Source organism: Pseudomonas sp. GL-R-26, assembly GCF_019947365.1.
Classification (GTDB): Bacteria; Pseudomonadota; Gammaproteobacteria; order Pseudomonadales; family Pseudomonadaceae; genus Aquipseudomonas.
Genome location: NZ_JAGYGI010000016.1, coordinates 1 through 25,127 on the forward strand (window position 1 = coordinate 1; position 25,127 = coordinate 25,127).

The following is a 25,127-nucleotide window of genomic DNA, read 5'->3' on the forward strand; positions in this document are numbered from 1 at the left end:
CGCTCCCACAGGGTCGAGGTACATCCACCAGATTCAGGTCGGCTGTCAGGCCGCCTTCGCGAGCAGGCTCGCTCCTACAGTTGGACTGGGGACATCTGAAAGAAATTGGTCGGCCGGCAGGCCGCCTTCGCGGGCAAGCTCGCTCCCACAGGGTCGAGGTACATCCACCAGATTCAGGTCGGCTGTCAGGCCGCCTTCGCGAGCAGGCTCGCTCCTACAGTTGGACTGGGGACATCTGAAAGAAATTGGTCGGCCGGCAGGCCGCCTTCGCGGGCAAGCTCGCTCCCACAGAAAAGCAAAGGCAGAGCAGCCCACACCGCGCCGCTTCTCACCACTCATCAGGCCGAGTGTTAGCTCGCCTGCAGCTTTTGATCTTGATCCACCCGCCCCCTCGGAAGGCTGAGTGGAGGTGTTCATCCGGGGACGGGCGCGCAGCGCCGTTCGACGCAGTCGAACTCATTGCATGTAGGTCGAAGCGAAGCCGACCGGAGGGCAATGCCCCCGGATGAATACCGTAGCGAAGGAACGCCGAGCCTAAGCGAGGGGCCGTACGTAAGGGGCGAGACCTTTTGGTTCCTTTTGGGGCGTTTGCCAAAAGGGACTCGCCGTAAGGGCGAAACCGCCAGCCGCCGTTACCGCAGAAACGGATATGTACACAACCCAAACCACCAGCCTGGTCGGCCCAGAGGCCGCCAAGCCTCAGTGCGCCGTAACCCGCTGCTGCATCCCGGAACTACTGGGCGACAAAGCCAACGCCAACTGCGTCCGATTATGCATATGCGTCAACCGCAACACCTGCGACACATACAACTTCACCGTGTTCTCGGTAATCCCCAACTCACAGGCAATCTGATAATTGGTCTGCCCCTTGCCCACCAACCGCGCCACTTCCAGCTGCCGCGGAGACAGCTGATTGAAAATCGCCGGAGTCTCCGCCGCATCAGCATCAGCGACACCCCGGCCACCCGCGTCTGCCGCCTGCGGACCCCGCCGAACCTTGTCCAGGTCCTGGTACAGATCATCAATCGACTCGGACAGATACTGCAGCTTCTGATTCAAATGCCCCAACTGCAGGTTCTTGTGCCTCTCCTGCAAGGCCACTTCCTGCCGCTGCAAACCCTCGAACAATTCATTCAGATCGATCGGCTTCTGGTAATAGTCGGCAACGCCAGCGCGCAGGGCCTTGATCACGTCCTGCTTGTCGGCACACCCGGTGAGCATGATCGCCTCGAACGCCCGGTGCTTGCCCGATAGCCGTTGCAGCTCCTGCATCAACTCAATCCCGTCCATGCCGGGCATCTGAAGGTCCAGTAGCACCAGGCCGATATCGAGGTCTTCGTTGAAACGCTCGATCGCCTGATAGCCCGATTCGCAGGGAACACAACGGTAACCTTTGCCCTCCAGAAATTCGCAAAGTTCTTCAACGATCAATGGCGCATCGTCGACCACAAGGACTTTTACTGCCGAAGTAAACTTGCTCACGAGCAACTCCCTGTCAGGTCAAAGGTTGACCCGTCCCTCACCGACAGCCAGCGGTTGTACAACTCTGTCTGAAAAGTAGACGTAGTTTCAGGCTATGTACACAAAAGGCTCGACTAGTGGAACCAGGCAAATGTCAGCATCAGCCCCACCAACACGAAGGGTGCAAATGGCTGTTTCCTTGACATTTCTGGTGCCATATAAAAAAGATGGGTTCTAAGCCCTTGACTCATATAAAGCCAGACTCTTGGCGCCAGCAGCAGCCAGAAGATGCTGGCCAATCCGGCGCCAATAAACGTGCCGAGCACGTGCATACCGTCCGTCGCAAGAGCCAGGGCGGCCATGAGTTTCACGTCTGCACCACCCATTCGCTTCATGGCGTAGCCCGGTAGCGTGAAGCCCAGGGCCAACAAAAAAGCCCAGCCGCCCTGTTGTGCGTCGGCCCCCAGCCAGGTCGTGCCGCTCCACAGCAGCCACGCCAGGGCCAGGGCACCGACACCCAGGGTCAGGCCATTGGCGATGTGCCGTTGCCGGGCATCCTGTGCGGCGCAAAGCGCCAGCCAGATCAATAGGACAAAGCTCTGCATTCGGTAAAAAACGTCCGTTTTGGCTGAATGATTCTATGCTGACATTACTCAGTGTTGGTCAGGGTAGACGCACTCATGAAAGCCAGCCTCCCCCACAAACAAAAAGGCGCCGCCGCGATTGAATTCGCCCTGGTGTTCATCATTTTTTTTGGCGTGTTCTACGGCATCATCAGCTATAGCCTGCCGCTGCTGTTGATGCAGTCATTCAACCAGTCGACTGCCGAAGCCGTGCGCCGCAGCGTGGCGCTGGACCCGGCCACCCCCGGCTACAGCGCCGCGCTGATCGCCCGCGCCAAGGCAGAACTGACCACGCAAACAGCCTGGATTGCGCCGGCCCTGAACTTCAATGTCGCCACCGACGCCAATGTCACTTATGTGGGCGGGCTGCTGACAGTCCGCATCACCTACCCCACCAATAAAATCAGCGCCGTCATCCCGTTCCTGAACCTGCCCGGCATCGGTCGGGTGCCCAATCTGCCGGCGACCCTCACGGCCAGTGCGAGCCTGCAATTTTGAGTGCCGGGGACAAATTGTTCGGGCGCCTGCTCCACCGCCATCCGCCGCCTCCACCGGAGCCGCCGGAGGCACTGCGGGTGCACAGTTTCGGATTGCAGATGCAGCTCAATGCCGAGGGGCGTGTCGTTCAATTGAGCGGTCCGCTGCGGCACTTGCTGGCCCAGCAACCTCCCAGCGCACAGGCACCGCACCTGCTCGATTTCCTGTTGCCCCACAGCAGCCTCGCCATCGAAGGCTCGCCGGCGGACTGGCAGGGACAAACCCTGGACCTGGACTTTTACAGCCTCAACGGTCCGCCGCTGCATTTGCGCGGTTGGGTGCAACCCTTGGCCGATGCCTGGTTGTTGCAGATGCTGGACATCGGCGACTTGCTGCTCGAACGCCGGCAATCGCGCAACCGCGAACAGTGCCAGGTGCTGGCGCTGCAAATCGCCGGACAGTTACGCCTATGTAGCCTTACACGACTGCCCGAGATGCTGGCCGAACAACTGCAAAGCCTGGCCCAGCGCTTTCAGGTTCCGTGCATTGCCCTGGCCTTGCTCGATGAGCAGGAACAGGGTTGGCAAATTTACCAGCACTACGCGGCCCTCGATGCACCGCAACTTTGGCAAAACGGTCAACGCCTGGGCACGGGACTGGACAGTTTGAACGGCTCGGAACCGCAGCACCTGACCCCGCGTGAACACCCGCGTCTGCAAGGCACGTTCGGCAATACCGACGGCTTCGCCGTGCCTTATCACGATGCGCAAGGGGTGGTCGCCTGGTTGCTATGCGGCTTCTACACGGCGCAACAACGCGCCCCCGATGTCACGGAACGCGACTGGCTGCAAATCACCGCCGCGCTCGCCAGCCCCTTGCTCGAGCGCCTGCGCGAGCACCGGCATCATTTGCAACTGGAACGCCTGGAATCACTGCAAGCCTTGCTGGGAACCGGCTGGTGGGAAGTCATCAGCGACAGCGACGAGGTTCAGTTGGCACCTTCGCTGGCCACTACCCTGAACCTTGGTACGTCGCGTTTATCCATGCAGGACTGGCTCGAACAGGTGTATCCCGCCGACCGCGAAGAGCTGCGCATTTGCTTGCAAGACTTGCAGGAGACAGGCACTCCCCTGCTGCTGTGCGTGCGCCTGTATCGCCATTACGGTGCGCCCGCCCCCATCTGGTATCGCCTGCAAGGCCAGGCCCTGGGCGCGGGAAAAAACCGTCGACTGGTGGGGTTCATGCTCGACATCAGCGACATCAAGAACCAGGAGCAGAGCGCCGCCGCCGCCCATGCACGCCTGGACAATCTGATCGCCAGCTCTCCGGCGGTGATTTACGTACAGCGCTATGTCGAAGGTGCGTTACACCCGGTGTTCTTCAGCGACAGCCTGTTGCCGCTGCTCGGCTGGACCCTCGCCGACTGCACCCCTGGGGCGCTGGTGGAACGGGTGCATCCCGACGATCGCCTGCAGTATTTCGAGCGCACGCGGCTGTTGCTGCGTGAAGGCTCGGTGCGCGCCCGGTATCGGATGCGCGACAGTCGCGGCGACTATCACTGGCTGCTGGATGAGGCGAAATTGTTGCGCGACGACCTCGGCTTGCCGGTGGAAGCCGTGGGCCTGTGGCTGGACATCACCGAAGCGACCCTGGCCACCGAACAGGTCAGGCAGAGTGAAGAACGCTACCGGATTCTGGTGGAAGACTCGCCGGCGATGATCTGCCGCTACCAGCCGGACCTGACCCTGACCTTCGGCAACCGTCCGTTGGCCACCTATCTGGAATTGGCGCCCGAGCAATTGCCGGGGGTGAACCTGGGCAACTGGATGTCCGGGGAACAGCGCGAGGCATTCACCCGACGGCTGGACCAGTTGAGCCCCGAGTTTCCGGTCAGTACCGCCGAGATCAACCTGCAACTGCCCGGCCGCGAACACGCCTGGTGGGTCTGGTCCGATCGCGGGGTGTTCGATGAACAGGGCCGGTTGCTCGAGGTCCAGGCCGTGGGGCGCGACAACACCGAGGTGCGGCGCTCGCAGCAGCAGCTCACACAAAGCGCGAAAATGGCCACCCTCGGAGAAATGGCCACCGGCCTGGCCCATGAGATCAACCAGCCGCTGAACGTGATGCGCATGGCCATCGTCAACGTACTCAAGCGCCTGAACAACGGCGACGTACAGGTCGATTACCTGATCGACAAGCTCACCCGCATCGACACCCAGGTACAACGCGCCGCGCGGGTGGTGGACCACATGCGGGTGTTCGGTCGCCGTTCGGAAATCGAGCAGCAACCGTTCAACCCGGCCCAGGCCATCGAAGGCACGCTGGCGCTGTTGTCCGAAGGGATGCGCGGCAAAGGCGTCGACCTGCGCATCAGCGAGACCGGTTTTGAAGTGCAAGTGCGCGGCTACGTCGATCAGCTTGAGCAGGTGCTGATCAACCTGATGGTCAACGCCCGGGATGCATTGCTCGGCAAGCGCGAGGCCGACCCCGATTTCAGACCGTGGATTTCGGTGTACGCCGAACGGGATACGCACTCGGTACGCCTGTGGGTCGAGGACAACGGCGGCGGTATCGACCCGCGTTTGCTGGAGCGGATTTTCGAGCCGTTCTTCACCACCAAACCCGTCGGCGTCGGCACGGGTTTGGGCTTGTCGGTAAGTTACGGCATCGTCGAGAACATGGGCGGAAAACTGAGCGTGCAAAACGCCACCGAGGGTGCGCGTTTCTGCATCGAACTGCCGATCGTGAAGCAGGACTAGATCACCAGCGCCGCTCGACCCGAGTGACAACTGAGGTTGGCACCCACTTCGACTTTGTTCAGGTCGATCCCCAGGCTCGCCAGCAACGTATTGATCAGCGTATCCAGTAACGGGCTGAGTACCGTATTGATCGCATTGACCAACGCAGTCGTGACCTCACTCAAAATACTGCCCAAGCCACCCACGATACTGCCCGACGGTCCATACATGTTCACGCCAAGGTTACTCACGGTGGTGCTCAGGCTGTTGACGATATTGGTCGTGGTAAAGGCGTAGTAAAACGGTGGCTGATTGATCTCCGGCAAGTTGGCAGCCGCTGGTGCGGAATAGACGTGGGACATGTTGGCATTTTGGGCAACCGCGGTGTTGACCATGATATCGATGCTACCGCCCACACCGGGCTGATGGTTGTAGCAGGTTGGCGGCAGGATCAGCAGCCGTTGGCAGGTCTGTACGCCGATATCGATGACCTTCAGAGGATTGACGTTGTTGCTGGGTGGAACGGTGGGCGAGCCAAACACATCGGCAGGGTTGATCTGCCCGATCTTCAATCCGATCAATGTGGTGGTGGTGCTGGTCGTCAGGCTTTTATTCGTCGTACTCACGCAACTGTAAGCCGTGACATAACTCCAGGCACCCGCCGCCTCCAGCGCCACGTCGATGCGAATCGGAGGTGGCAACAGCTTGATTTCCGGCGTGTCGCAGGGCACGAGCAACGCGCAGGTCAATGAGTTGACGACGCCTACCAGGTCCAGATGCAGCAATGAATTCAGAGTGTTGGTCAGCGGTGCAACGAGATCGATAACGGCGTTGACCAGAGGCGTGATGGCGTCCAGCACGGGCAGGTTGATCGACAACAATGTCTTGACCTGAGCCGTGCGTACATAGATGCGGTTGGGGCCCAAAGGGGCCAATGCCGCGTTTTTTGGATTGCCGATGGCCGACAGTTGCGGTGGCTCCATCACCTGTACCCGTGCAGTGATCTGCGCCAGGCCCGCGATGTTGATCGGCAAGGTCGCGACCACGGCATTCTTCTTGTTGGCCAGTTGCACAAACCCTTCAATCAGATCGAAGGCTTTCAGATTCACGGCAAGGGTCGAGATGTCGGTGCCACTTTCAACATGCAACATATTACCCAGCACAACGGACGTCGTACCCGCTGCCACCTTCAATGCTTGCAGGCTGACAATGGTTGCGGATGCTCCAAGTGTGCCGTTGGGGTCCAGTACATTGATGGCGGTCTGGATCAACTGGCTGACATTGACCGTTGTACCCAGTACCTGGTCGTAGCCGCCAGCGATCAGGCCGAGGTCAATTTTCAACCGATTGAGGTAGCCGAGCAGGCTGATGTCGGTATTGACCAATCCGTTCCAGCCCGCCGCACTGATACTGACGTTGCCTCCCAGCAATCCCCCGAAAAGCAGACTGGTAATGGCGGCCTTGCTGGTATCGAAGGTCAGGAGCGTACTGCGGATCGTCAATGAAGCCAGGGGGGGCTGCAGCGCAGCGACCGCCGTTGCGCTCAGCGTCAGCGTTGAGCCCGCTGGTGCACCGCCGGCCAACGCGCCGATGCCACCGGCAATACTCTGTTGCACGACATGGCTGGCGATAACCCGGATAGCCTCGCTTTTACTTGGGTCTGCACCGAATACCCGTAGGTTGTTGGCATCCAGGGTCAACGCACCGCACGCCACAGCCAGTGCGCGCCCAGTGGAGGGAATGGCGAAACCATTTCGTTGCGCGCTGGCGGTGGCATAGGTGTTCGCGGTTGAGCCACCGGAACAGTCTCCACCCCGGGTGGCGGCTTCAAGGGCGGCCATGTCAGCCACGCGCTGCAAACTGCGTTTTTCCAGGTACAGCCTGCCGGTATCGACCACCAACAACATGAATGCCAAAGCCAAAGTCAGGGTCAAAGCGGCCATCAAGCCGATCGCCCCCCGTTGCCGGGCCGGGCCGCGAAACTGCATGCGGGGAGACATGGCGCACTCCTTTGCCGGCGCACTGCCGGGCGCAACCTCCGTTGGTGAAAAGCAGTGTAGACAAGGGTGGGCAAGACTGCTGGCAACTTGCCAGTGCAGAATCGAGTAGGAGGCGGGGTTGCCCCCGCCGTCCTCTCACACCACCGTACGTACGGTTCCGTATACGGCGGTTCCTGCCTACTGACAAACAACGTCAGCGAGCTTGGTTCCGTTGATGTGTCGCCTGCGGTATCTAAGCGCCCAGACCGGCCCTCGGAGCTTCCGGCTCCTACCTCCTAATGGTCTTGACCTCCGCTACGCGGAGTTTCTGCTTTACGCTCCAACAGAGATCACACCCGACTATCCACTCATGGCAGGTTCAGCCCTTCATTACTCCGGTTTCGAGCAACTACTACGGCCTCTGCTGACTTCTGTCGCCCATCCCGTCATCTCGCGACGCCGGTAGCACATGGCAGGCTAAACAGATCTCCCAGGGTAATTCGCGCGACCTTCCTGCTTATGCCTGTCGGATCTACGTCGCAGCGTTCCGTGCAAGTATCGGGCTTTGAAGATATTGGCCTTCTTACCCCGCTGCGCCGCCTCTATCCGCTTCCTGTTCGTCAGGCCAGCATTTTGCCTCGGGCTTCCTTCAGATTCGCAGTCACCCGCGACACCCTTGCCTCTGGCTAACACTTCCCCTTGCCGGGTGTGTAGAGGACTTTCACCTCCAAGTCACCAGCGTGGCCACCACAGCCAAGCTGGTTGCGCTTACGCGCAACGCGCCATGCCTGGCGCACCAATAAAAAACCCCTGTGGGGGCACAGGGGTTGAGAGACTGGCTGATTCTAGGAGGCGTGCGGTGGATAGTTGGCCAATATCCGTGTGACCGTTTCCCAGATGGCATCGTGACGATCCGTCGGGTTTGGCGTGCGGCTGAGTATCTGTTCGTCACTGCCGCGCCACACCAGTTTGCCGTCCTTGCCATCGAGCAGGTCGATCTGGATGGTCGCCACTTTGTAACTGACGCTGCGGGTTTCGTTATACATGGGGGCGCCGTAGTAGCCATACCACGGGTTACCCCAGCCGCCGCCGTAATTGGTGGTCACCTGTTGTTGCCGCTCTTCGACAACCAGGTAGGTCTGCACATTCAGATCGCCCTTGGCGCCTGCGGCGGCCGGGCGCAAACCGCGCTGATCCAGTTGATCGGCGACCGCCTGACGGATGCGCTGTTCGGTCAGGTCGCTCTTGATCCGTGGATCGTCGGGACGGTATTGCAGGGCGGGTTCTTTCCAGGTCCAGCTGCGATAGGCAGCAAAGTCGCGGCTGGCGTCGAAGTCATGATTGACCTGGTTGGCCGCACAGGCACTGAGCAGCGCGGCCACTGCCAGTAAAACAAAACGGCGGAACATGATGATTCTCCGGTTGAAGACATGATCCTGTGGAATGCTTCTTATCTACAAGAAGCTAACTAGGAGGATACGCCGACATTGCCTTTTCCACAGCCTTCCGTATGGCATCGGCCCGCTCGCTTTCGCTGCCCCGGTTGCCCGTTTCAGCGCTGGCGCTCCACACCGGCTGGCCGCTCTTGGCGTCATACATATCCACCTGAACCACTACGACTTGCTCCTGATAGGTACGAACGACCGGTACGGTGGCGTACCCGCCATATCCAGGGCCGTAGCCGTTGTAGCCACCATAACCGCCGCCGTAATAATCGTCCTGAACCTGACGCAAGCGGGTTTCCATCCGCAGGTCGGCGCTGACAAACAGGTCGGCCGGGCGATTGTCGTGCAGCGGGCGCAAGCCGCGTTGATCCAGCGCATTGCTGACCGCTTCGGCGATCTGCGCCGAGTCGGCCCAGGCGGTGCCCGGTGGCAGATGCCCGTCGAGCCAGGCCCAACTGCGGTAGCGCCCATAGTCACGCGGCGCTGCCGGGTAAGCGCTGCGGTCAAAGGTCTTGGCGGCCTGGGGCGGCGCTGGTGGCAAAGGGTTGGACGTGGCGACATAGGGGTTGCTGCCCTGACAGGCAGCCAGCCCCAGGCAGAACACCAGTACACCTGAATGACTTTTCATTGCGTGCTCCGATCAGACAGGCCGACAGATCCAGTGCAAATAACGCCCAAGCCCGGCAAAGCTCGGATGACGACGGTGGGCCAGCTCCATTTCCAGCAGGTCTGCCAGCTCGACGCGAGCCTGGAACTCCACTGGCATGTAATCGTGAAAAACCCGCACGCCACTCATGGTTTCGACCTGCCACAGACCTTCAAGTTGCGTCGCCAGCTCGCGCGGATCAAGGGGCTGTTGCGGGGTCAGGCTCTGCTTTTCGCCGGCCATGTCGTTCTTGCGCATCTTGCGGAAATGGCCCTTGAGCAAGTTGCGATAAATCAGCGCATCGCGGTTGTAGAACGCCAGGGACAGCCAGCCGTCCGCCTTGGTCAGTTGATGCAACACCGGCAGGATGGCGTGGGGGTCGGCCAGCCATTCCAGCACGGCGTGGCACAGCACCAGGTCGTAGGGCTCGGTGAGCTGCCCCAGCAGCTCCTGCCACGGTGCCTGAATGAACGTGGCGTTCTGCCCGGCTTCGGCAAAGCGCTGGCGGGCGCCTTCGAGCATCGGCTCGGCAGGCTCGGCGAGAGTCACCTGATGGCCGCGCTGGGCCAGCCACAACGACATGTGGCCAAGGCCGGCGCCGATGTCCAGCACGCGCAGCGGCCGGTCGGGCAGGATTTCGGTCAGATCGGCCTGCAACACCGCCAGACGGATCGCGCCTTTGGCACCGCCGTAGATTTTTTCGGCGAAACGGGTCGCCAGTTGATCGAAATGACGGTCGCTCATCAGCTGAACCTCCGTTCGCTGTCCGCCAGTTTGCTGCGCACTACTGCTTCCATGTCCAGGCCCAGCTCGCTGCACAACAGCAACAGATAAAGCACGATGTCACCGACTTCCTGCCCGGCGTGGGCGAGTTTTTCCGCCGGCAACTGGCGGGACTGGTCTTCGGACAGCCACTGGAAAATTTCCACCAGCTCGGACATTTCCACGCTCGCGGCCATGGCCAGGTTTTTCGGGCTGTGAAATTGCCGCCAGTCATTGCGGTCACGGATGGCGTGCAGGCGTTCGGTCAGTTCAACAAGGTTCATCGGGCTCTCCTGAAGGCGTATAGCTTCGGGGGGATCACAGGTGAAGGCAAGGGGCAGAAGATGCATGCTCTGTGTGCAACCCTCTATGCTTGTGGGAACTCGGCAGCGTGATCAATAGCCCAAGACTCAATTCTCTTTAATCAGGACGTTCATTCCATGCAGGTAGAAGGTTTTTCCGAATGGCTCGGCCAGGTACTCGGCTCGATCATCCGTTTCATCGTTGATGGCCTCAGCGGGCTGTTCAATCTGTTGGGCAACGCCAGCAGCAACTTTGTCGAAGGCCTGTCCCAGGCGCTGGGCATGGATACCTCGGTCATCAGTATCGTGACCTTGATCCTCGGGCTGGTCCTGCTGTGGTCGGCGATCCGCGCCTTTCTCAATGCGTCGTTCATCATGGGTTTCATCTGGTTGGTGCTGGGGCTTTGGTTACTCAGCTGGATCATCCACTGACACCACATTGGATCTCTGGTGTTTTATGGATTGAGCTCACTTAGCCAATCCGTTTTCACCGCTACAATGCCTGCTCCCAAGGAGCCTGCATGTCCAACCTGACCGCCGACTGGCGCGACCGCCCTACCCATCGCCGGGTCTGGGCACTCGCTGCGCCGATGATTCTTTCGAACATTTCCGTACCGCTGGTGGCATTGGTCGACAGCACCGTCATCGGTCACCTGCCCCACGCCCATCAACTCGGCGCCGTAGCGGTCGGGGCCAGCCTGTACACCTTCCTTGCCTGGGCCATGGGCTTTCTGCGCATGGGCTCCACCGGGTTCGCCGCCCAGGCAGCGGGGCGCGGGGATGGCGCGGCCTTGCGGCAGATTCTGTTGCAAGGCCTACTGCTCGCCATGGGCCTGGCTGTGGTGTTGGGGGCGGTGGGCGTGCCATTGAGTGGGGTCGCATTGCACTTCATGCAACCGTCCGCTGAGCTCGATCAACTGACCCGCGAGTTCTTCCACACCCGCCTGTTCGGCCTGCCAGCGGCGCTCGCCAGCTATGCACTGGTCGGCTGGTTTCTCGGCACCCAGAATGCCCGGGCGCCCCTGGCGATTTTGCTGAGCACCAATCTGGTCAACATTGCCCTGAACCTGTGGTTCGTCCTCGGCCTGGAATGGGGCGTCGTCGGTGCAGCCAGGGCCTCGGTGATTGCCGAATGGACCGGTGCACTGATCGGCTTGCTGATGACCCGCAAAGCCCTGCGCGCCTACCCCGGGCATATCGCTTGGGCAGCATTGGCGCTGTGGCAGAGTTGGCGGCCACTGCTGGCGGTCAACCGCGACATCTTCATCCGCAGCCTGGCGCTGCAATCGGTGTTCTTCCTGATCACGGTGCAAGGCGCACGGCTGGGCGATGCCACGGTTGCGGCCAACGCTCTTTTGCTCAATGGCCTGCTGCTGACCGCCCACGCCCTCGATGGCCTGGCCCACGCCGTCGAAGCCCTGTGCGGACATGCCCTTGGCGCCCGTGACCGCGATGCCCTGCGCCGTTCATTGGTGGTGGCCGGTGGCTGGTCGTTGCTGGCAAGCCTGGGCTTTGCCGCGCTGTTTCTGTTCGCCGGGCATCTGTTCATCGAGATGCAGACCGACATTCAGAGTGTGCGTGACACCGCGTTCATCTACCTGCCCTATCTCGCCGTACTGCCGCTGATTGCCGTCTGGAGTTACCTGCTCGACGGCCTGTTCATCGGCGCCACCCGCGCCCGGGAAATGCGCAACGGCATGCTGCTGACCGTGGCACTGGTGCTGCCCTTCGGCTGGGTACTGCAAGGCGGGGGCAACCATGGCCTGTGGATAACCTTTCTGTTGTTCATGCTGCTGCGCAGTCTGACCCTCGGTGTGATCGCCTGGCGCCTGCGCCGCAACGATGGCTGGTTCGTCGGTAGCACTCACTGAACGGGCGTAGCCCCGACAATATTCGACCTCATGTCCAGGGTCGATCGTTCTGCCACAGGCGACGCAGGCTATCGAGTCGCTCCTGTTGAGTCCCACCCGGCAGCGGCTGCACGGGCACGGCGTCGGGATACTGCAGGCGTAGCCATATCCAGCCATCAAGCACCGGGCGCTCGCTGAAACCCAGCGCCAGCCCTTCCTCCACATAGGTCCACAGACTGGGAAAGTCGACACCGGTGGATCGGTTCCAACGCCAGGCATGCTGTTCCAGCAGGCAGGTTTGCAGTTTTCCCTGCTGCCCGGCGCTGAGGCTTTCCTCGACTGCCAACGTTCTGACCGCCAACCCCGGGTTGGACAAGCGCTGCCAGCCCTCACATCCCATCGCACGGTCGGCCCAACTGCCGCCGAACCAGCGTAACTGGTGGATAGGCCCTAGCCAGCGACTCAGTTCAACGGCATCGCAGGCATCGAAAAAATAACTGGCCGTAGTTGGGTTGTAGTAACTCAAAAGGGCCCGGTGCAGGCCCAGCGTGACCGTGAGCATGCGCCGCAATTGTGCCAGCAACGACGCAGCGCCGGCCTCGCTGGTCATCAGCAATCCGGGCCAGCGTTGTCCGTCAACGATGCATAAATCGGCCAGTGCCGGGCAGGTGCGCAGATCGACCAGGACCGGCCCCTGTTCGTGCAGAGCATGCCACTCCGTGCCGTCGAACAACCCGAACCATCGGGTCTGGGCAAACATCTGCCGAAGATTGACACCCGCCTGTGGCGTGCCCGGCACATCCAGCAACAGCCATTGCGGGGGTACCTCAGGCGTGCGTGTGGCGATCATGCTCCAGAGCTCTGGCCAAGCTGCGTCGCCAGACGACAGGTGCACAAAGCCTGTGCGCAATGGTTGAAGCTGCCGCCACCGGGTAGCAGGCACAACATCAGCAATGGCTCCCCCGAGCGCAACCATTGTTCCAGGCCCTCTTCATGGGCGCAGGTGGGCTGGGGTGTATCCTCGATCATTGCCGGTGCATGCAGCAACCCGGTTATCTGCGGTTGATCGGGATCGCCCTCGACAAAACTCACGACCAGCTCAGTCCCTTCCCGCAATGGCGAGAGCGTCGAGGCCTGCAACTGCCTGGCCAGGGGCAGCCAGCAATGACTAGGCGCAGCCCCTTCGCCTTGATAAAGCCAGTCGAATTGCACCGGTACCGGCCTTGCCGGGTCGGGGCCTGGCTCATCGACCTCGACGACCCACGCCCGTTGCGGGCCATGCATCCTTGGTTTGACCGTCGCACAGGGCGGCTCGATGGGTGCCGGCCAGTGCAGGGCACGGGCCTGATTGTGGTAAGGCTTCATCGTATCCTGGCTGCCCCAATGCTCAACGCGTGTCAGCAGCCAGAGCCGATTGCAATCGGCAACCGGATGACCGGACAGCGGCATCAGCCGACCGCTGCGCAAGGTCGCCAGGTCCGTCCGGCATTCGGCGCTCTGCACCGCTGTCCCACCGCTGCACTGACGTTCGAACTGCCGCACCGCCGGCCGATCGCCTCCGCTGCGCACGACCGCAGGTTCGCCGGTTGGAAAATGCTGCCGGTCATCCCCAAACACCACACAGTGCCCGCGGGCCCGGTGTTCGAAGTGGTAGTGAAGCCCTTCCTGGGCGCACAGTCGCTGGAGAAATTGCAGGTCTGACTCTCGATATTGCGTGCAAAAATCCCGGGGCAGGTATTCGCCGCTTAGCTCCAGACGTCGATCCTTGCCGGTAATGCCGTGCTCCTTGAGCACCTGGTCGAGGATTTGCGGCACTGAGCGGGCACTGAAGATTCGTTGACTGAAGCGCTGGGCCAGACAAGCCAGCCTTGGCCCCAGTCGCACCTGGCAGAGTCTGGGTCCGCTGGCGTGGTCGTGCTGGACGAGCTCATGCAATTGTCCATGCACGCGGCTTCCGGCTGGTCCGAAATGCAACGAGGCCGGGCGGTACAGCAAACTGGCAAGGTCAAGCACCGGGTCTTCGATCAGCAGTTCCAGGTCGAACACGAACGGCTCGCTGATGGCTTCTCTGCCGGTAAAGGCCAGAACCTCTAAGGAATCGGGCAGACCTGCTACATCCAGACGAAATGAAGGTTCGCTGACTGGATTGAACATCGGCGTTTCTCTACAGGAGGGGCGGCCGGGGATTCTCGCTGAGAGACATGGCCGAGTAGAGTGCCGAAATACAAATTAGGAAATAACCTACGCGAAAAGAGGACCAAATGCGCTGAGTTGTCGAAGATGCTGGAAATTTCGCCTGGAACAGGAGAATTGCCGCACCAGGTCATCTGAAATTTCCGCAGCGAACGGAAATTTTTCAGACAACCTGATGTGTGCGGCGCCTTACCTCAAGAAGACAGGTAAGACGAACGGGTCAGCCCCAGACGCAAGGCATCGAGGAACTGCGTGCGCTCGGTTGCGCTGATACGGGCATTGGCGCACTTGTCGCGGTAGTGAGTCATCAGTTCTTCCGGCGACAAGTGCACGTAGCGCAGCATGTCTTCGATGGTGTCGTGGGTTTCGATACCGGCGTGGTACACGCTGCCGTCGGCGTTCTGGTAGATGTTCACCGAGTCGGTATCACCGAACAGGTTGTGCATGTCGCCAAGAATTTCCTGGTAGGCACCGACCAGGAACACACCCAGCAAGTAGTCTTCACCTGCGTTCAGCGCGTGCACCGGCAAGCTGGTCTCGATGCTCTGCTCGTCGACGTACTGGTTGATCTTGCCGTCGGAGTCACAGGTCAGGTCTTGCAGTACCGCACGACGCAGCGGCTCTTCGTCGAGACGGTGCAGCGGGATGATCGGCAGGACCTGGTCGATGGCCCAGGTGTCCGGCAGGCTCTGGAACACCGAGAAGTTGCAGATGTACTTGTCGGCCAGCTTGTCGTTGAGTTCGTCCAGCACCTGACGGTGGGAACGCTGGCGGGCCTTCAACGAATTGTGCAGGCGACGGCACACGGCGAAGTAGCACTGCTCGGCCAAGGCTTTCTCGGCCAGGGTCAGCTTGCCGTCGGCGTACTGGGAGGCAATATCACTCATGTAGTGCGTGGCGCGCCAGTAGGTTTCGGTGACCATCTCGATGTCGGTCGGACCCAGCAGGTCCACCAGCCACTGCACGGTTTCCGGCAGCGCTTCCTTGTTCTCGATCTGCGGCACGTCGTCGTTGTGTTTCTCGACGTCGGTCACCTGGATCACCAGCATGGCGTGGTGCGCGGTCAGGGAGCGGCCGCTTTCGGAGAAGATGTTCGGGTGCGGCAGGCTCTGCGCATCGCAGAACTCCTTGAGCATCCCGACCACGACGCCCGCGTAGTCGTCCATGTCGTAGTTGATCGAACTGGCGTTACGCGAGTGTGTGCCGTCGTAGTCCACGCCCAGGCCACCGCCGACGTCGATGTGGTCCACCGGCAGGCCGAGGTTGCGCAACTCGCCGTAGTAACGGATCGCTTCCTTGAAACCGTGCTGGTAGTCCGCCAGGTTGGCGATCTGCGAACCCATGTGGAAGTGCAGTAGGCGAATGCCCTGGTCCAGGCCGGCTGCGCGGAAACGCTCGACCACCGACAGCAGTTGCGCCGCCGACAGGCCGAACTTGGATTTCTCGCCGCCGGTGTCCGCCCACTTGCTCGAGGCCAGGGATGACAGGCGCACGCGCAGGCCGACCTGAGGCTTGACCTTGAGCGAGTTGGCTTCTTCGATCACCAGGCCGACTTCGGATTCTTTCTCGATCACGATGAACACGTTGTGACCGAGCTTCTGGCCCATCAACGCCAGGCGAATGAATTCGCGGTCCTTGTAGCCGTTGCAGACGATGGTGCCGCCCTTCGGCGCCAGTGCCAGCACTGCCAGCAGTTCAGGCTTGGACCCGGCTTCCAGGCCGATGGAAACGTTCTGGGTGGCGATGATGTTCTCGATCACCGCTTCCTGCTGGTTCACCTTGATCGGGTACAGCGCGGTGTACTTGCTCTGGTATTCCAGGCGCTCGATGTTCGAATCGAACGCGCCGGTCAGCTGACGCACGCGGTCTTGCAGGATGTCCGGGAAACGGACCAGCAACGGCAAGGACAGGCCGCTTTTGCGCAGCTGGTCAACTTGCTCGTACAGGTCGATAGGCGAGCTGCTCGGACCGTTCGGACGAACTTCGACGCGACCGGCGTCATTGATCGCGAAATACCCGGCCCCCCAATGGCGAATCCCGTAAACACTGCGGCTGTCCGCAACTGTCCATTGGCTGCCATCGTCTTTGCGTGTGCGTCGTACGGACATCGAAGTCCCCTATAAAGAAGTCATAGTGCGTCGCCTGGGTTCAGGCCGGCGCAGTCTAAAGAATGAAAATGACGGTTCGTCAACGAGGCAATAGACCCCGCCGACCGCAGTGAGTTTAGAAACCGGTCATGAACAGGCTCTGTGAAAACCATGTAGACGATGCCGGACCTGAATGTCATCAGGACCGGATCAAGCCGAGGGTGGTTTTCACAGAGGCTGCTAGCCGCCGGACTTCTTCGCCTTGAAACCGAGCTTGATCAGTTCTGCCAAGAGTAGCTCGACATGATCACCCTGGATTTCGATGACACCGTCTTTCAGCGCCCCACCGGTACCGCAACGTTTCTTCAACGTCGTGGCCAGGTCCTTGAGCGCGTCTTCAGCCAATGGCACGCCGGTGATGGTGGTCACCGTCTTGCCGCCACGGCCCTTGCTTTCGCGACGCACGCGAGCGATGCCGTCGCCGGCCGGGATAACGGTCTGTTTGCAGATGCAGGCGTCCACCGGTTTACTGCATTCCGGGCAATGACGACCTGCGTCGGTGGAAAATACCAGGCCGCCCAGGGCGGCGAAGGATGCGGCTTTTTTGGCCACCGGCAATCCTCTTCGGAGGACAAAGACTGGTCGCAGCACTTGGGAAGGCTATCGACCGCGAAGCCCCACTCAGGCAGGGGCAGCGCTACTGAACCGGATGCCCTACAAAAAGGAGCGCCGGTTCAGTTTAAAAAGGTCGCGCAGTGTAACGGCAAAAACGCCGATTGCTAAGAGCCAATCGGCGCCAATTTATAGCTGTTTTGCGACGTCGATCCGGCGTGAGCGCAAATAGCGCTTCAACGCGGCCAGAGAGTCCGGGCAATAAGGCTTTTGCTCGATTTCCAGCATGACCTGATCGATGGGGATAAAGCGCGCTTCGAGCACCTCTTCCGGTTGCAGGATCAACGGGCCGTCCCACACCGCCGAGAACGCCGAACACCACAGGCGATTGCCGGTGTCCTCGAAGAAAAAGTGGTCATGGGCGGTCAGCTCCACGCCACTCACGCCCAGTTCTTCCTCCAGCTCCCTTGCCGCCGACTCGGCGTAGGTTTCACTGGCGAGCACCATGCCCCCCGCCGCCACGTCCCAGTAACCGGGATAGATCGCCTTGCTCAGGGTGCGCCGGTGCACGCACAGTTCGCCAGCGGAGTTGAACAACATAATGTAGGTGCCGCGCCCGATCAGCCCGCGCTCGCGCAAATCGGAACGGACCAGGGCGCCGAGCAGGTTGTCCTGCTCGTCGACCCAGGCGATCTGTTCGGCATCGGAGGCCGCACGATGCGCAGCCTCCCTTGCATTATCGACCATGACTCAGCCCTGATTGAGCAATTGACGCAAATCGATCACCGCGGCGTTGGCCCGGGAAATGTAGTTGGCCATGACCAACGAGTGGTTCGCCAGTACGCCGAAGCCGCTGCCGTTGAGGATCATCGGGCTCCACACCGGCTCCTGCGACGCTTCCAGTTCACGAATGATCTGGCGCACGCTGACCGTGGCGTTCTTCTTGGCCAGCACATCGGCGAAATCGACTTCGATGGCGCGCAGCAAGTGCGACAAGGCCCAGGCCTGGCCGCGAGCTTCGTAGAACACGTTGTCGATCTGCAGCCATGGAGTTTCGACGATTTCCTCATCGACTTGCGGCGCCACACCCGGCGTCACCACCTCGGTCTTCAGCGCAGTGTTGAGCTTGACCCGGCCGACACTGGCCGACAGCCGTTGCGACAGCGAGCCCAGACGGGTGCCGACGTCACCCAGCCAGTTGTTCAGGTTGTCGGCGCGGGCATAGAACAACGCGCTCTTCTGGTTCGGATCGGACAGGCGCGCCTGATAGCGGCTCAGGGAATTGATGCCTTCCTGGTACTCGGACTCACTGGACGGCAGCACCCAGCTCTTGTTGTCGAAGTTGAAACGCGGCTCGGCCTTGGCCAGGTCGGCATCTTCGGCGGACTGCGACTGCGAACGGGCGAAGTCTTTACGCAGTGCGCGGCTCAGGTCGCGGACCTGAACCAGCACGCCATATTCCCAGCTCGGCATGTTGTCCATCCACAGGCCTGGCGGGAATCGGTCGTTGGAGATATAGCCGCCCGGCTTGGTCAACAAGGTGCCAGCGACGGTCTTGAGGGTTTCCACCGTGGTGTAGCCGACAACCATCTGCTTGCCTTCTTTCTCGGCCGCCAGTTGAGCGGTTTGCTGGACCGGGAACAGCGCCGGCTCCTGGCTCCAGTACCAGCCCAGGACACTCGCCACCAACAGGTAGATGCCCAGCAGAGTGGCCAGCGCCCGGCTGAACAACAGACCGCCCAGATAACTGCGGGTCTCCGACTTCGGTTCAGCGGCACGTTCAGGCGCACTGTCTGTGCGGTTCTTCCAGTCCAGCATGGCGATATCCTTTCAAGCTCTTGAGTTCAACGGTTCGACCACAACCATACAACAACGCGCCTTGGCCCGGCACCCGCCATCGCACCGATGCGGAAAATTACCGGGCTTGCGGATCAAACGAGTGCCTGTGCACCCGACGTCGCCGCAGCCATCGAAATCCACCCCTAATGGTTTGGATTGCCAGGCTAAGGGAATCCCCGACCCCCTGAAACCCAAAAAAACGTGCCGATCAGCACCGGCAAAAAATCATGAATGGCCGGTTGTCAGCCACTTGCCCATTTCCACCTCATACCCGCCAAGTGCCCTGATTCAAGCACTTCGCCCCCTGTAAACCGCGACTAGAAAGGCTCGAACAAGACCGCTCAGTCACAAACTGAATGAAGTCACATTGCAGATTATTGACGTACAGCACTCATGCAATGGAAAAGTGGTGCTAGCATAGAGCCACCACTCGACCTCAGTGTGCACCCTAACTAGTAGTCAGGATATGACCGAGCCAGAAGACCCCAGCCGCGAGCGCCTCAAGCACCACTTTGCCCAGCGGGTAATTCATCAGGCTCGTCAGATTCTTGAGATATGGCAGCGCCTGCAACGCAGTGAGTGGTCCACCGCCGACCTTTCGGAACTGAGCGAGGCCAATCTGCGCCTGCTGCGTTTCGCCGAGCGTTTCGAACAACCGGAACACACGCAACTGGCACGCCACATCGGTCAGTCCCTGGAGGCGGTCGACGCCAATCGCGGACGCCTGAGCAGCGGCCTGATCACCGACCTCAATCGCTTGATGCAGCGCCTGTCACGCACCGGCCTGCGCCATGGCGACCAACTCGATCAAACCTTCCTGCCACCGCTGCGCAAGCCCATCTACGTGATGCTGCAGGATCACGACCGTGCCGAGCGTCTGGCTAAGCAGCTGGAGTTCTTCGGCCTCAGCGCCCAGTCCCTGGACAGCGTAGATGCGTTTCGCTCATCGATGGTCGAGCGCCTGCCGGCCGCGATTGTCATGGACGTGGATTTCAGTGGCACCGGCGTCGGCCTGAAGCTGGCTGCCGAAGCCCAGGAAGGCCTCGATCATCAGCTGCCGCTGCTGTTCTTCAGCCTGCACGAAACCGATACCCCGACCCGCCTGGCCGCCGTGCGTGCCGGTGGCCAGGAGTTCCTCACCGGCACCCTCGAAGCGTCGAGCCTGCTGGAGAAGATCGAAGTCCTGACCTGCGTCGCCCAGTACGAGCCTTATAAAGTGCTGATCATCGACGACTCCCGCGCGCAGGCCCTGCATACCGAGCGCCTGCTCAACAGCGCCGGGATCGTCACCCGGACCTTGATCGAGCCGATCCAGGCCATGGCCGAACTGGCGGACTTCCAGCCGGACCTGATCATCCTCGACATGTACATGCCGGCCTGCACCGGTACGGAACTGGCCAAGGTGATTCGCCATAACGACCGTTACGTCAGCGTACCGATCATTTACTTGTCGGCCGAAGACGACCTGGACAAGCAACTCGACGCCATGAGCGAAGGCGGCGATGACTTCCTGACCAAACCGATCAAGCCCCGACACCTGATCACCACCGTGCGCAACCGCGCAGCGCGAGCACGCAACCTCAAGGCACGGATGGTCCGCGACAGCCTCACTGGGCTGTACAACCACACGCACATTCTGCAATTGCTCGAAGACTGCTCGTTCCGCGCCCGCCGCGAAAGCAAGCCGCTGAGCTTTGCCATGCTCGACATCGACCACTTCAAACGGGTCAATGACAGCCACGGCCACCCCATGGGCGACCGGGTGATCAAGAGCCTGGCGCTGTTTCTCAAGCAACGCCTGCGCAAAACCGACTTCATCGGCCGCTACGGTGGTGAGGAATTCGCCATCGTCATGCCGGACACCGATATCGACGCGGCCTACAACGTGCTCAATGAAATCCGTCAGCGCTTTGCCGAGATTCACTATCCTGCGCAACCCGAGGATCTGTGGTGCACCTTCAGCGCCGGAGTGGTTGAGCTTTGCGAAAGCTCCGACAGCCTGATGATGGCCAGCCAGGCGGACGAAGCGCTGTATCGCGCCAAACACGGCGGACGCAATCGCGTCCAGGCTGCGCGGACGTCAAAGCAAAGTGCCACTTTTTTATCGGAATCGACCGATACGGTCATAACCCTGTAACAGAAACGCAATAACTTCAGGCACTTACCATTTCTGCCGTTGGTAGTCCGTAATGCGCCTGAAGCTGCTGACCAATCTCAATACCCTCCTTCTGGTGGCCGTGTGCGTGGCCCTCGGCGCTACGCTGTGGTGGTCCCAAAAAGCCCTCGAGCGTCCGTATCTATTAATGGAGCGCTACCTGGGCCTGTCGCAGCAGTTTCAGAATGACGTCGCCCGCAGCGTCGAGGATTACCTGGGCAGCGGCGACGCGCTACGCTTGAGCAGTGCCGCCCAAGGCATCGACAGCCTGAAAAAAGAACTCGACGAATTGCCGCCGGCCCTGGCCGAGACATTGCGCCCCAGCCTGTCGACCCTTGAAGAATTCAGCAAAACCGACCTGCTGGCCGCCGGCAAACTGGCGGGCGATCCGCAGGCCTTGCTGCTACAGGCCGAGCGCGAGCTGGGGGCCAGTCTCGATCAGCTCAGCCAGTACGCCAGTGGCAATGCGGCCTACCTGACGCCGCTGCTCACGGCATCGCAACATTTGGGGAAATTGTCCCTGGCCCGGGACAAACTGGTCAGCAGCGGCCGCAGTGAACTGGCCGCCGATGTCGAACGCGAAGTGGCCAACATCCGCACCCAGGCAGAGAAACTCGACGCCCTGCCTTTGCTGGGCGTAACCACCAGCAGCGAATCGATCACCGATGATTTCGCCTCGATGATGGGCCTTGAGACAAAGGAAAAAGCCGTTGCCGAAGATGCCGGCGTCGGCCTCAAGCGCGAGTTCAACAGCCTGCTCACCCGCTACCCGGCCGAGCTCTCGCGCACTCGCGATCAGATCCGCAAACGCGCCGACCTCAGCGCGGCGACCCACCTGAAAATCGCCGACGTGCAACAGGCCATTGCCGGGCTGGAACCGGTAGTGCGCGCCCAGCACGGGCAGATCCAGAGTGAAGTGCGGCTGATGCAAGGCGTGATGATCGGCTTGATTCTGTTGATCGCCCTGCTGATCGACACCCTGCAGCGCAAACTGGCGCGGACCCTGACCAACCTCGCCCCGGCCCTCTCGACCTGGGCCGAAGGCGACTTCAGTCGCGACATTCAACTGGGCAACACCAACCGCGAATTGCATGACATTGAAGCCTCGCTCAACCGCTTGCGCGCCTATCTGGTGGACCTGGTGGGGACCATTCGCCGCAATGCCGAGCAGGTGGCCGGCAGCAGCCGCACCCTGGCCGACCTGAGCAACGACCTGCATGAAGGTGCCGAGCATCAGGCCGGCGACACGGCACTGATCCGCGACTCCCTCAGCGAACTGGAAGCGACCATTCAACAAGTCGCCGGCGACGCCAGCCAGGCCGCCGACGCCAGCCGCCACGCCGGCCTGGCCGTGGAGCACGGACAGAAAGTCATCGGCCTGAGCCTCACCGGCCTGCATGCGCTGGTGGATGAAGTGCAAGGCAATGCGCAAATGATCGAACACCTGGCCGAAGAGTCGGCCACCATCGGCGGCGTGTTGACGGTGATCCGCTCGATTGCCGACCAAACCAACCTGCTGGCCTTGAACGCCGCCATCGAGGCGGCCCGGGCCGGGGAAATGGGCCGAGGCTTTGCAGTGGTGGCCGAAGAGGTGCGCTCACTGGCGCAACGTACCGCCGGGGCCACGGCAGAAATCCAGACGCTGATCGCAGGGCTGCAAACCGCGGCTCGGCAATCGGTGGAAGGCATGCGCGCCCAGGTCGAACACGCCGAAGCCACGGCCAGCCAGGCACAGGCTGCAGATGGCGCACTGGATAAAATCGTCGGGGCGATCCAGACCATTTCCGATACGGCAGTACGCATCGCCGATGTCACGGCCCAGCAAAGTGGCGCTGTCAGCGAGATCCGTGACCACAGCGAGCGGATTCACCAGTTGGGTGGGGATAACCTGCTGCGCATTGGCAAAGGGCGTGAGCAAGGGGAGAACTTGCTGGTGCTGGGTGGGCGACTGCATACCGCCGTTCAAGCCTTTCGCGTCTGATCCACCGCTATCGCGGGCAAGCCCGCTCCCACAGGGTAGGGAGTGTTCACAGATCTTGTGAGCACCATCAATACTTGTGGGAGCGGGCTTGCCCGCGATGACGTCAGATCAATCACCACACATCCTTGGCTCTGCACACTGCACTGCCGTCCGCTATCATCCCCCCAATTCCGATACGCGAGATCGTCATGCGCCGTTTGCTTTGCCTGCTGTTTTTAGTGTTCGCCCTGCCGGCCAGCGCCACTGGCTTGCTGGAAAACCGACCCAGCTCAAGCCTGGGCTCGATCAACAACAGCGCCGACTTCCTGCCGGTGCGCGAAGCTTTCCAGCTGAGCCTGGTAGACAGCACACCGCAATCGATCAAGCTGCGTTTCGTCGCCACCGAAGGTTATTACCTCTACCGCCACCGCTTTCAATTTCGCGCCGATCCGGCCGATGTTGTCCTCGGCGCGGCGAAACTGCCTGACGGCCAGAAAAAGCACGATGAATACTTCGGCGATGTCGAGGTCTACCACGGCATTCTCGACGTCGAGTTGCCGCGCACCGACCAACGCGCGTTCACCCTGGCCGTGACCTATCAGGGATGCGCCGACAAAGGCCTGTGCTATCCGCCGGAAACCGAGCGCCTGAGCATCGACGGCATCGACGGCATCGACGGTAGCGGCGCTCCGGCGACGGCTTATCCATGGAACTGGCGCGAACTGGCGTTGTTCTTCCTCGCGGGCCTGGGCCTGACGTTCACGCCATGCGTGCTGCCTATGCTGCCGATCCTGTCCGGCGTGGTGCTGCGCGGTCAGGTCGGTGGCTGGCGCGGTTTCAATCTGTCGCTGGCCTATGTGCTGCCGATGGCCGCCTGCTTTGCCCTGCTCGGAGCCCTGATGGGCCTGTTCGGTGCCCAGCTCAATCTACAGGCGCGACTGCAATCGGCCTGGGTGCTGGTGCCGTTCGCGATGTTTTTCGCCGTGTTTGCCTTGGCGATGTTCGGCGTCTTCGAACTCAAGTTGCCGCATGCCATCAGCAGTCGCCTGGACCGCATCGCCGGCCGCACCGAAGGCGGGTCACTGTGGGGCGCCGCGGTGTTGGGCGTGGTCTCCAGTTTGCTGGTTTCACCCTGCGTTTCGGCGCCATTGGCCGGGGCGCTGCTGTACATCAGCGCCAGTGGCGATGCGCTGGGCGGCGGTTTGAAACTGTTCATGCTCGGCCTCGGCATGGGCGCACCGCTGTTGCTGGTGGCCACCGGTGGCGCAGCCTGGCTGCCGAAAAGCGGTCCGTGGCTGGTGTACGTGAAAAACGCGATTGGTGTGTTGTTGCTCGGGTTGGCCGTCGGCCTGCTCAGCCGCGTTCTGCCGGGTCAGGTCACCTTGTTGCTGATCGGCTTGCTGGCCGGCGGTGTCGGCTTGTTCATGGGGGCGCTGGAGTTCGTCTATAAACCACCGCGCAAACGCCTGGGCCAATTGCTCGGCATGTTCCTGCTGTTTTACGCGCTGGCCTGCTGGTACGGCGCCTTCAGCGGCCAGACCGACCCGTTCAACCCGATCGGCCAGCCCCGTATCGTTGCCAACAGCGGCCCCGCGCCAAACACCAGCACCTGGCAAACCGTGAGCACGCCGGCCGATCTGGACCGCGCACTCGCCGACGCACGCTCATCCGGCACACCGCTGCTGCTCGACTGGTACGCCGACTGGTGCATCAGTTGCAAAGTCATCGAGCATGAGGTGCTGGACGACCCTGTCGTCATCGAACGCCTCAAGGGCTACCGGCTGATCCGCTTCGACATCACCGCCAGCAACGCCGAGCAACGCGCCCTGCTCGACCGCTACCAGTTGTTCGGTCCTCCGGCGCTGATGTTTTTCGGCAAGGACGGTGTCGAACGCGCCGAAGTGAGGGTGATCGGCGAGATCAACGCCAAAGACTTCGCCGAACGTGTAACCAGGGCGAATGACCATATTTAATCAAGCAGTCATATATTTCGCGCAA

General features: G+C 61.1%; 20 protein-coding genes. 7 read left to right on the forward strand and 13 right to left on the reverse strand.

The genetic code is table 11. The features are described 5' to 3' along the window. Positions 1-699: 699 nt before the first annotated feature. Both KGA96_RS17675 and KGA96_RS17680 read right to left on the reverse strand, forming a co-directional pair. Positions 700-1,482: a response regulator transcription factor gene (locus KGA96_RS17675; protein ID WP_046043973.1), complete on the reverse strand. Its 783-nt coding sequence runs from the start codon at positions 1,480-1,482 to the stop codon at positions 700-702. 113 nt (positions 1,483-1,595) lie between these two features. Further along, positions 1,596-2,066 carry a prepilin peptidase gene (locus KGA96_RS17680; RefSeq protein WP_223514034.1) on the reverse strand — a complete coding sequence of 157 codons (471 nt, stop codon included), beginning with the start codon at positions 2,064-2,066 and terminating at the stop codon, positions 1,596-1,598. A 75-nt stretch (positions 2,067-2,141) separates the two neighbouring features. On the opposite strand from KGA96_RS17680, the gene KGA96_RS17685 reads away from it, so the two are divergent. Together KGA96_RS17685 and KGA96_RS17690 are read left to right on the forward strand one after the other, a co-directional pair. Further along, complete coding sequence (locus tag KGA96_RS17685; RefSeq protein WP_046043975.1) at positions 2,142-2,582, forward strand: TadE/TadG family type IV pilus assembly protein; 441 nt, start codon at positions 2,142-2,144, stop codon at positions 2,580-2,582. Next, positions 2,579-5,320: an ATP-binding protein gene (locus tag KGA96_RS17690; RefSeq protein ID WP_223514038.1), complete on the forward strand. Its 2,742-nt coding sequence runs from the start codon at positions 2,579-2,581 to the stop codon at positions 5,318-5,320. Before KGA96_RS17685 ends, KGA96_RS17690 begins: the two co-directional genes overlap by 4 nt. On the opposite strand, the gene KGA96_RS17695 is transcribed toward KGA96_RS17690, so the two are convergent. The 5 genes from KGA96_RS17695 to KGA96_RS17715 form a co-directional block, all read right to left on the reverse strand. Beyond that, positions 5,317-7,299, reverse strand: a complete 1,983-nt coding sequence (locus KGA96_RS17695) for a pilus assembly protein TadG-related protein (RefSeq protein WP_223514041.1) — start codon at positions 7,297-7,299, stop codon at positions 5,317-5,319. The genes KGA96_RS17690 and KGA96_RS17695 overlap by 4 nt on opposite strands. 824 nt (positions 7,300-8,123) lie before the next feature. After that, on the reverse strand, positions 8,124-8,687 hold the full coding sequence (locus tag KGA96_RS17700; protein WP_046039980.1) for a DUF4136 domain-containing protein: 564 nt from the start codon (positions 8,685-8,687) through the stop codon (positions 8,124-8,126). A gap of 55 nt (positions 8,688-8,742) precedes the next feature. Continuing rightward, entirely contained in the window at positions 8,743-9,351 is a 609-nt protein-coding gene (locus KGA96_RS17705) for a DUF4136 domain-containing protein (protein ID WP_046039978.1), read from the reverse strand. Positions 9,352-9,363: 12 nt separating this feature from the next. Continuing rightward, on the reverse strand, positions 9,364-10,113 hold the full coding sequence (locus KGA96_RS17710; RefSeq protein ID WP_046039975.1) for a methyltransferase domain-containing protein: 750 nt from the start codon (positions 10,111-10,113) through the stop codon (positions 9,364-9,366). Continuing rightward, positions 10,113-10,415 carry a MazG-like family protein gene (locus tag KGA96_RS17715; RefSeq protein ID WP_046039974.1) on the reverse strand — a complete coding sequence of 101 codons (303 nt, stop codon included), beginning with the start codon at positions 10,413-10,415 and terminating at the stop codon, positions 10,113-10,115. Before KGA96_RS17715 ends, KGA96_RS17710 begins: the two co-directional genes overlap by 1 nt. A 156-nt stretch (positions 10,416-10,571) precedes the next feature. Between KGA96_RS17715 and KGA96_RS17720 the strand changes: the two genes are divergently transcribed. After that, the gene (locus KGA96_RS17720; protein ID WP_046039973.1) at positions 10,572-10,865 is read left to right on the forward strand and encodes a hypothetical protein; all 294 of its coding nucleotides are present in this window, start codon (positions 10,572-10,574) and stop codon (positions 10,863-10,865) included. A gap of 89 nt (positions 10,866-10,954) precedes the next feature. Continuing rightward, on the forward strand, positions 10,955-12,304 hold the full coding sequence (locus tag KGA96_RS17725) for an MATE family efflux transporter (protein ID WP_046039972.1): 1,350 nt from the start codon (positions 10,955-10,957) through the stop codon (positions 12,302-12,304). A 28-nt stretch (positions 12,305-12,332) separates the two neighbouring features. On the opposite strand, the gene KGA96_RS17730 is transcribed toward KGA96_RS17725, so the two are convergent. From KGA96_RS17730 to KGA96_RS17755, 6 genes are all read right to left on the reverse strand, one after another. Next, on the reverse strand, positions 12,333-13,133 hold the full coding sequence (locus KGA96_RS17730) for a DUF4123 domain-containing protein (protein WP_223514044.1): 801 nt from the start codon (positions 13,131-13,133) through the stop codon (positions 12,333-12,335). Then, positions 13,130-14,437, reverse strand: a complete 1,308-nt coding sequence (locus tag KGA96_RS17735; RefSeq protein ID WP_223514059.1) for a type VI secretion system Vgr family protein — start codon at positions 14,435-14,437, stop codon at positions 13,130-13,132. Before KGA96_RS17735 ends, KGA96_RS17730 begins: the two co-directional genes overlap by 4 nt. A gap of 233 nt (positions 14,438-14,670) precedes the next feature. Beyond that, complete coding sequence (gene speA / locus KGA96_RS17740) at positions 14,671-16,584, reverse strand: arginine decarboxylase (RefSeq protein ID WP_046039969.1); 1,914 nt, start codon at positions 16,582-16,584, stop codon at positions 14,671-14,673. Between the two features lie 219 nt (positions 16,585-16,803). Continuing rightward, complete coding sequence (locus KGA96_RS17745) at positions 16,804-17,175, reverse strand: translation initiation factor Sui1 (protein ID WP_008053936.1); 372 nt, start codon at positions 17,173-17,175, stop codon at positions 16,804-16,806. Between the two features lie 189 nt (positions 17,176-17,364). Further along, entirely contained in the window at positions 17,365-17,922 is a 558-nt protein-coding gene (locus KGA96_RS17750; protein ID WP_046039968.1) for an NUDIX hydrolase, read from the reverse strand. 3 nt (positions 17,923-17,925) lie between these two features. Then, positions 17,926-18,993, reverse strand: a complete 1,068-nt coding sequence (locus KGA96_RS17755; protein ID WP_046039967.1) for a DUF2333 family protein — start codon at positions 18,991-18,993, stop codon at positions 17,926-17,928. A 487-nt stretch (positions 18,994-19,480) separates the two neighbouring features. Between KGA96_RS17755 and gcbA the strand changes: the two genes are divergently transcribed. The 3 genes from gcbA (at position 19,481) to KGA96_RS17770 (ending at position 25,102) form a co-directional block, all read left to right on the forward strand. Beyond that, positions 19,481-21,151 (forward strand): diguanylate cyclase GcbA, encoded by a 1,671-nt coding sequence (gene gcbA / locus KGA96_RS17760; RefSeq protein WP_046039966.1) that lies wholly within the window; start codon positions 19,481-19,483, stop codon positions 21,149-21,151. A gap of 955 nt (positions 21,152-22,106) precedes the next feature. Further along, the gene (locus KGA96_RS29925) at positions 22,107-23,150 is read left to right on the forward strand and encodes a methyl-accepting chemotaxis protein (RefSeq protein ID WP_411741592.1); all 1,044 of its coding nucleotides are present in this window, start codon (positions 22,107-22,109) and stop codon (positions 23,148-23,150) included. Between the two features lie 188 nt (positions 23,151-23,338). Continuing rightward, the gene (locus KGA96_RS17770; protein WP_223514063.1) at positions 23,339-25,102 is read left to right on the forward strand and encodes a protein-disulfide reductase DsbD; all 1,764 of its coding nucleotides are present in this window, start codon (positions 23,339-23,341) and stop codon (positions 25,100-25,102) included. The last annotated feature ends 25 nt before the right edge of the window (positions 25,103-25,127 follow it).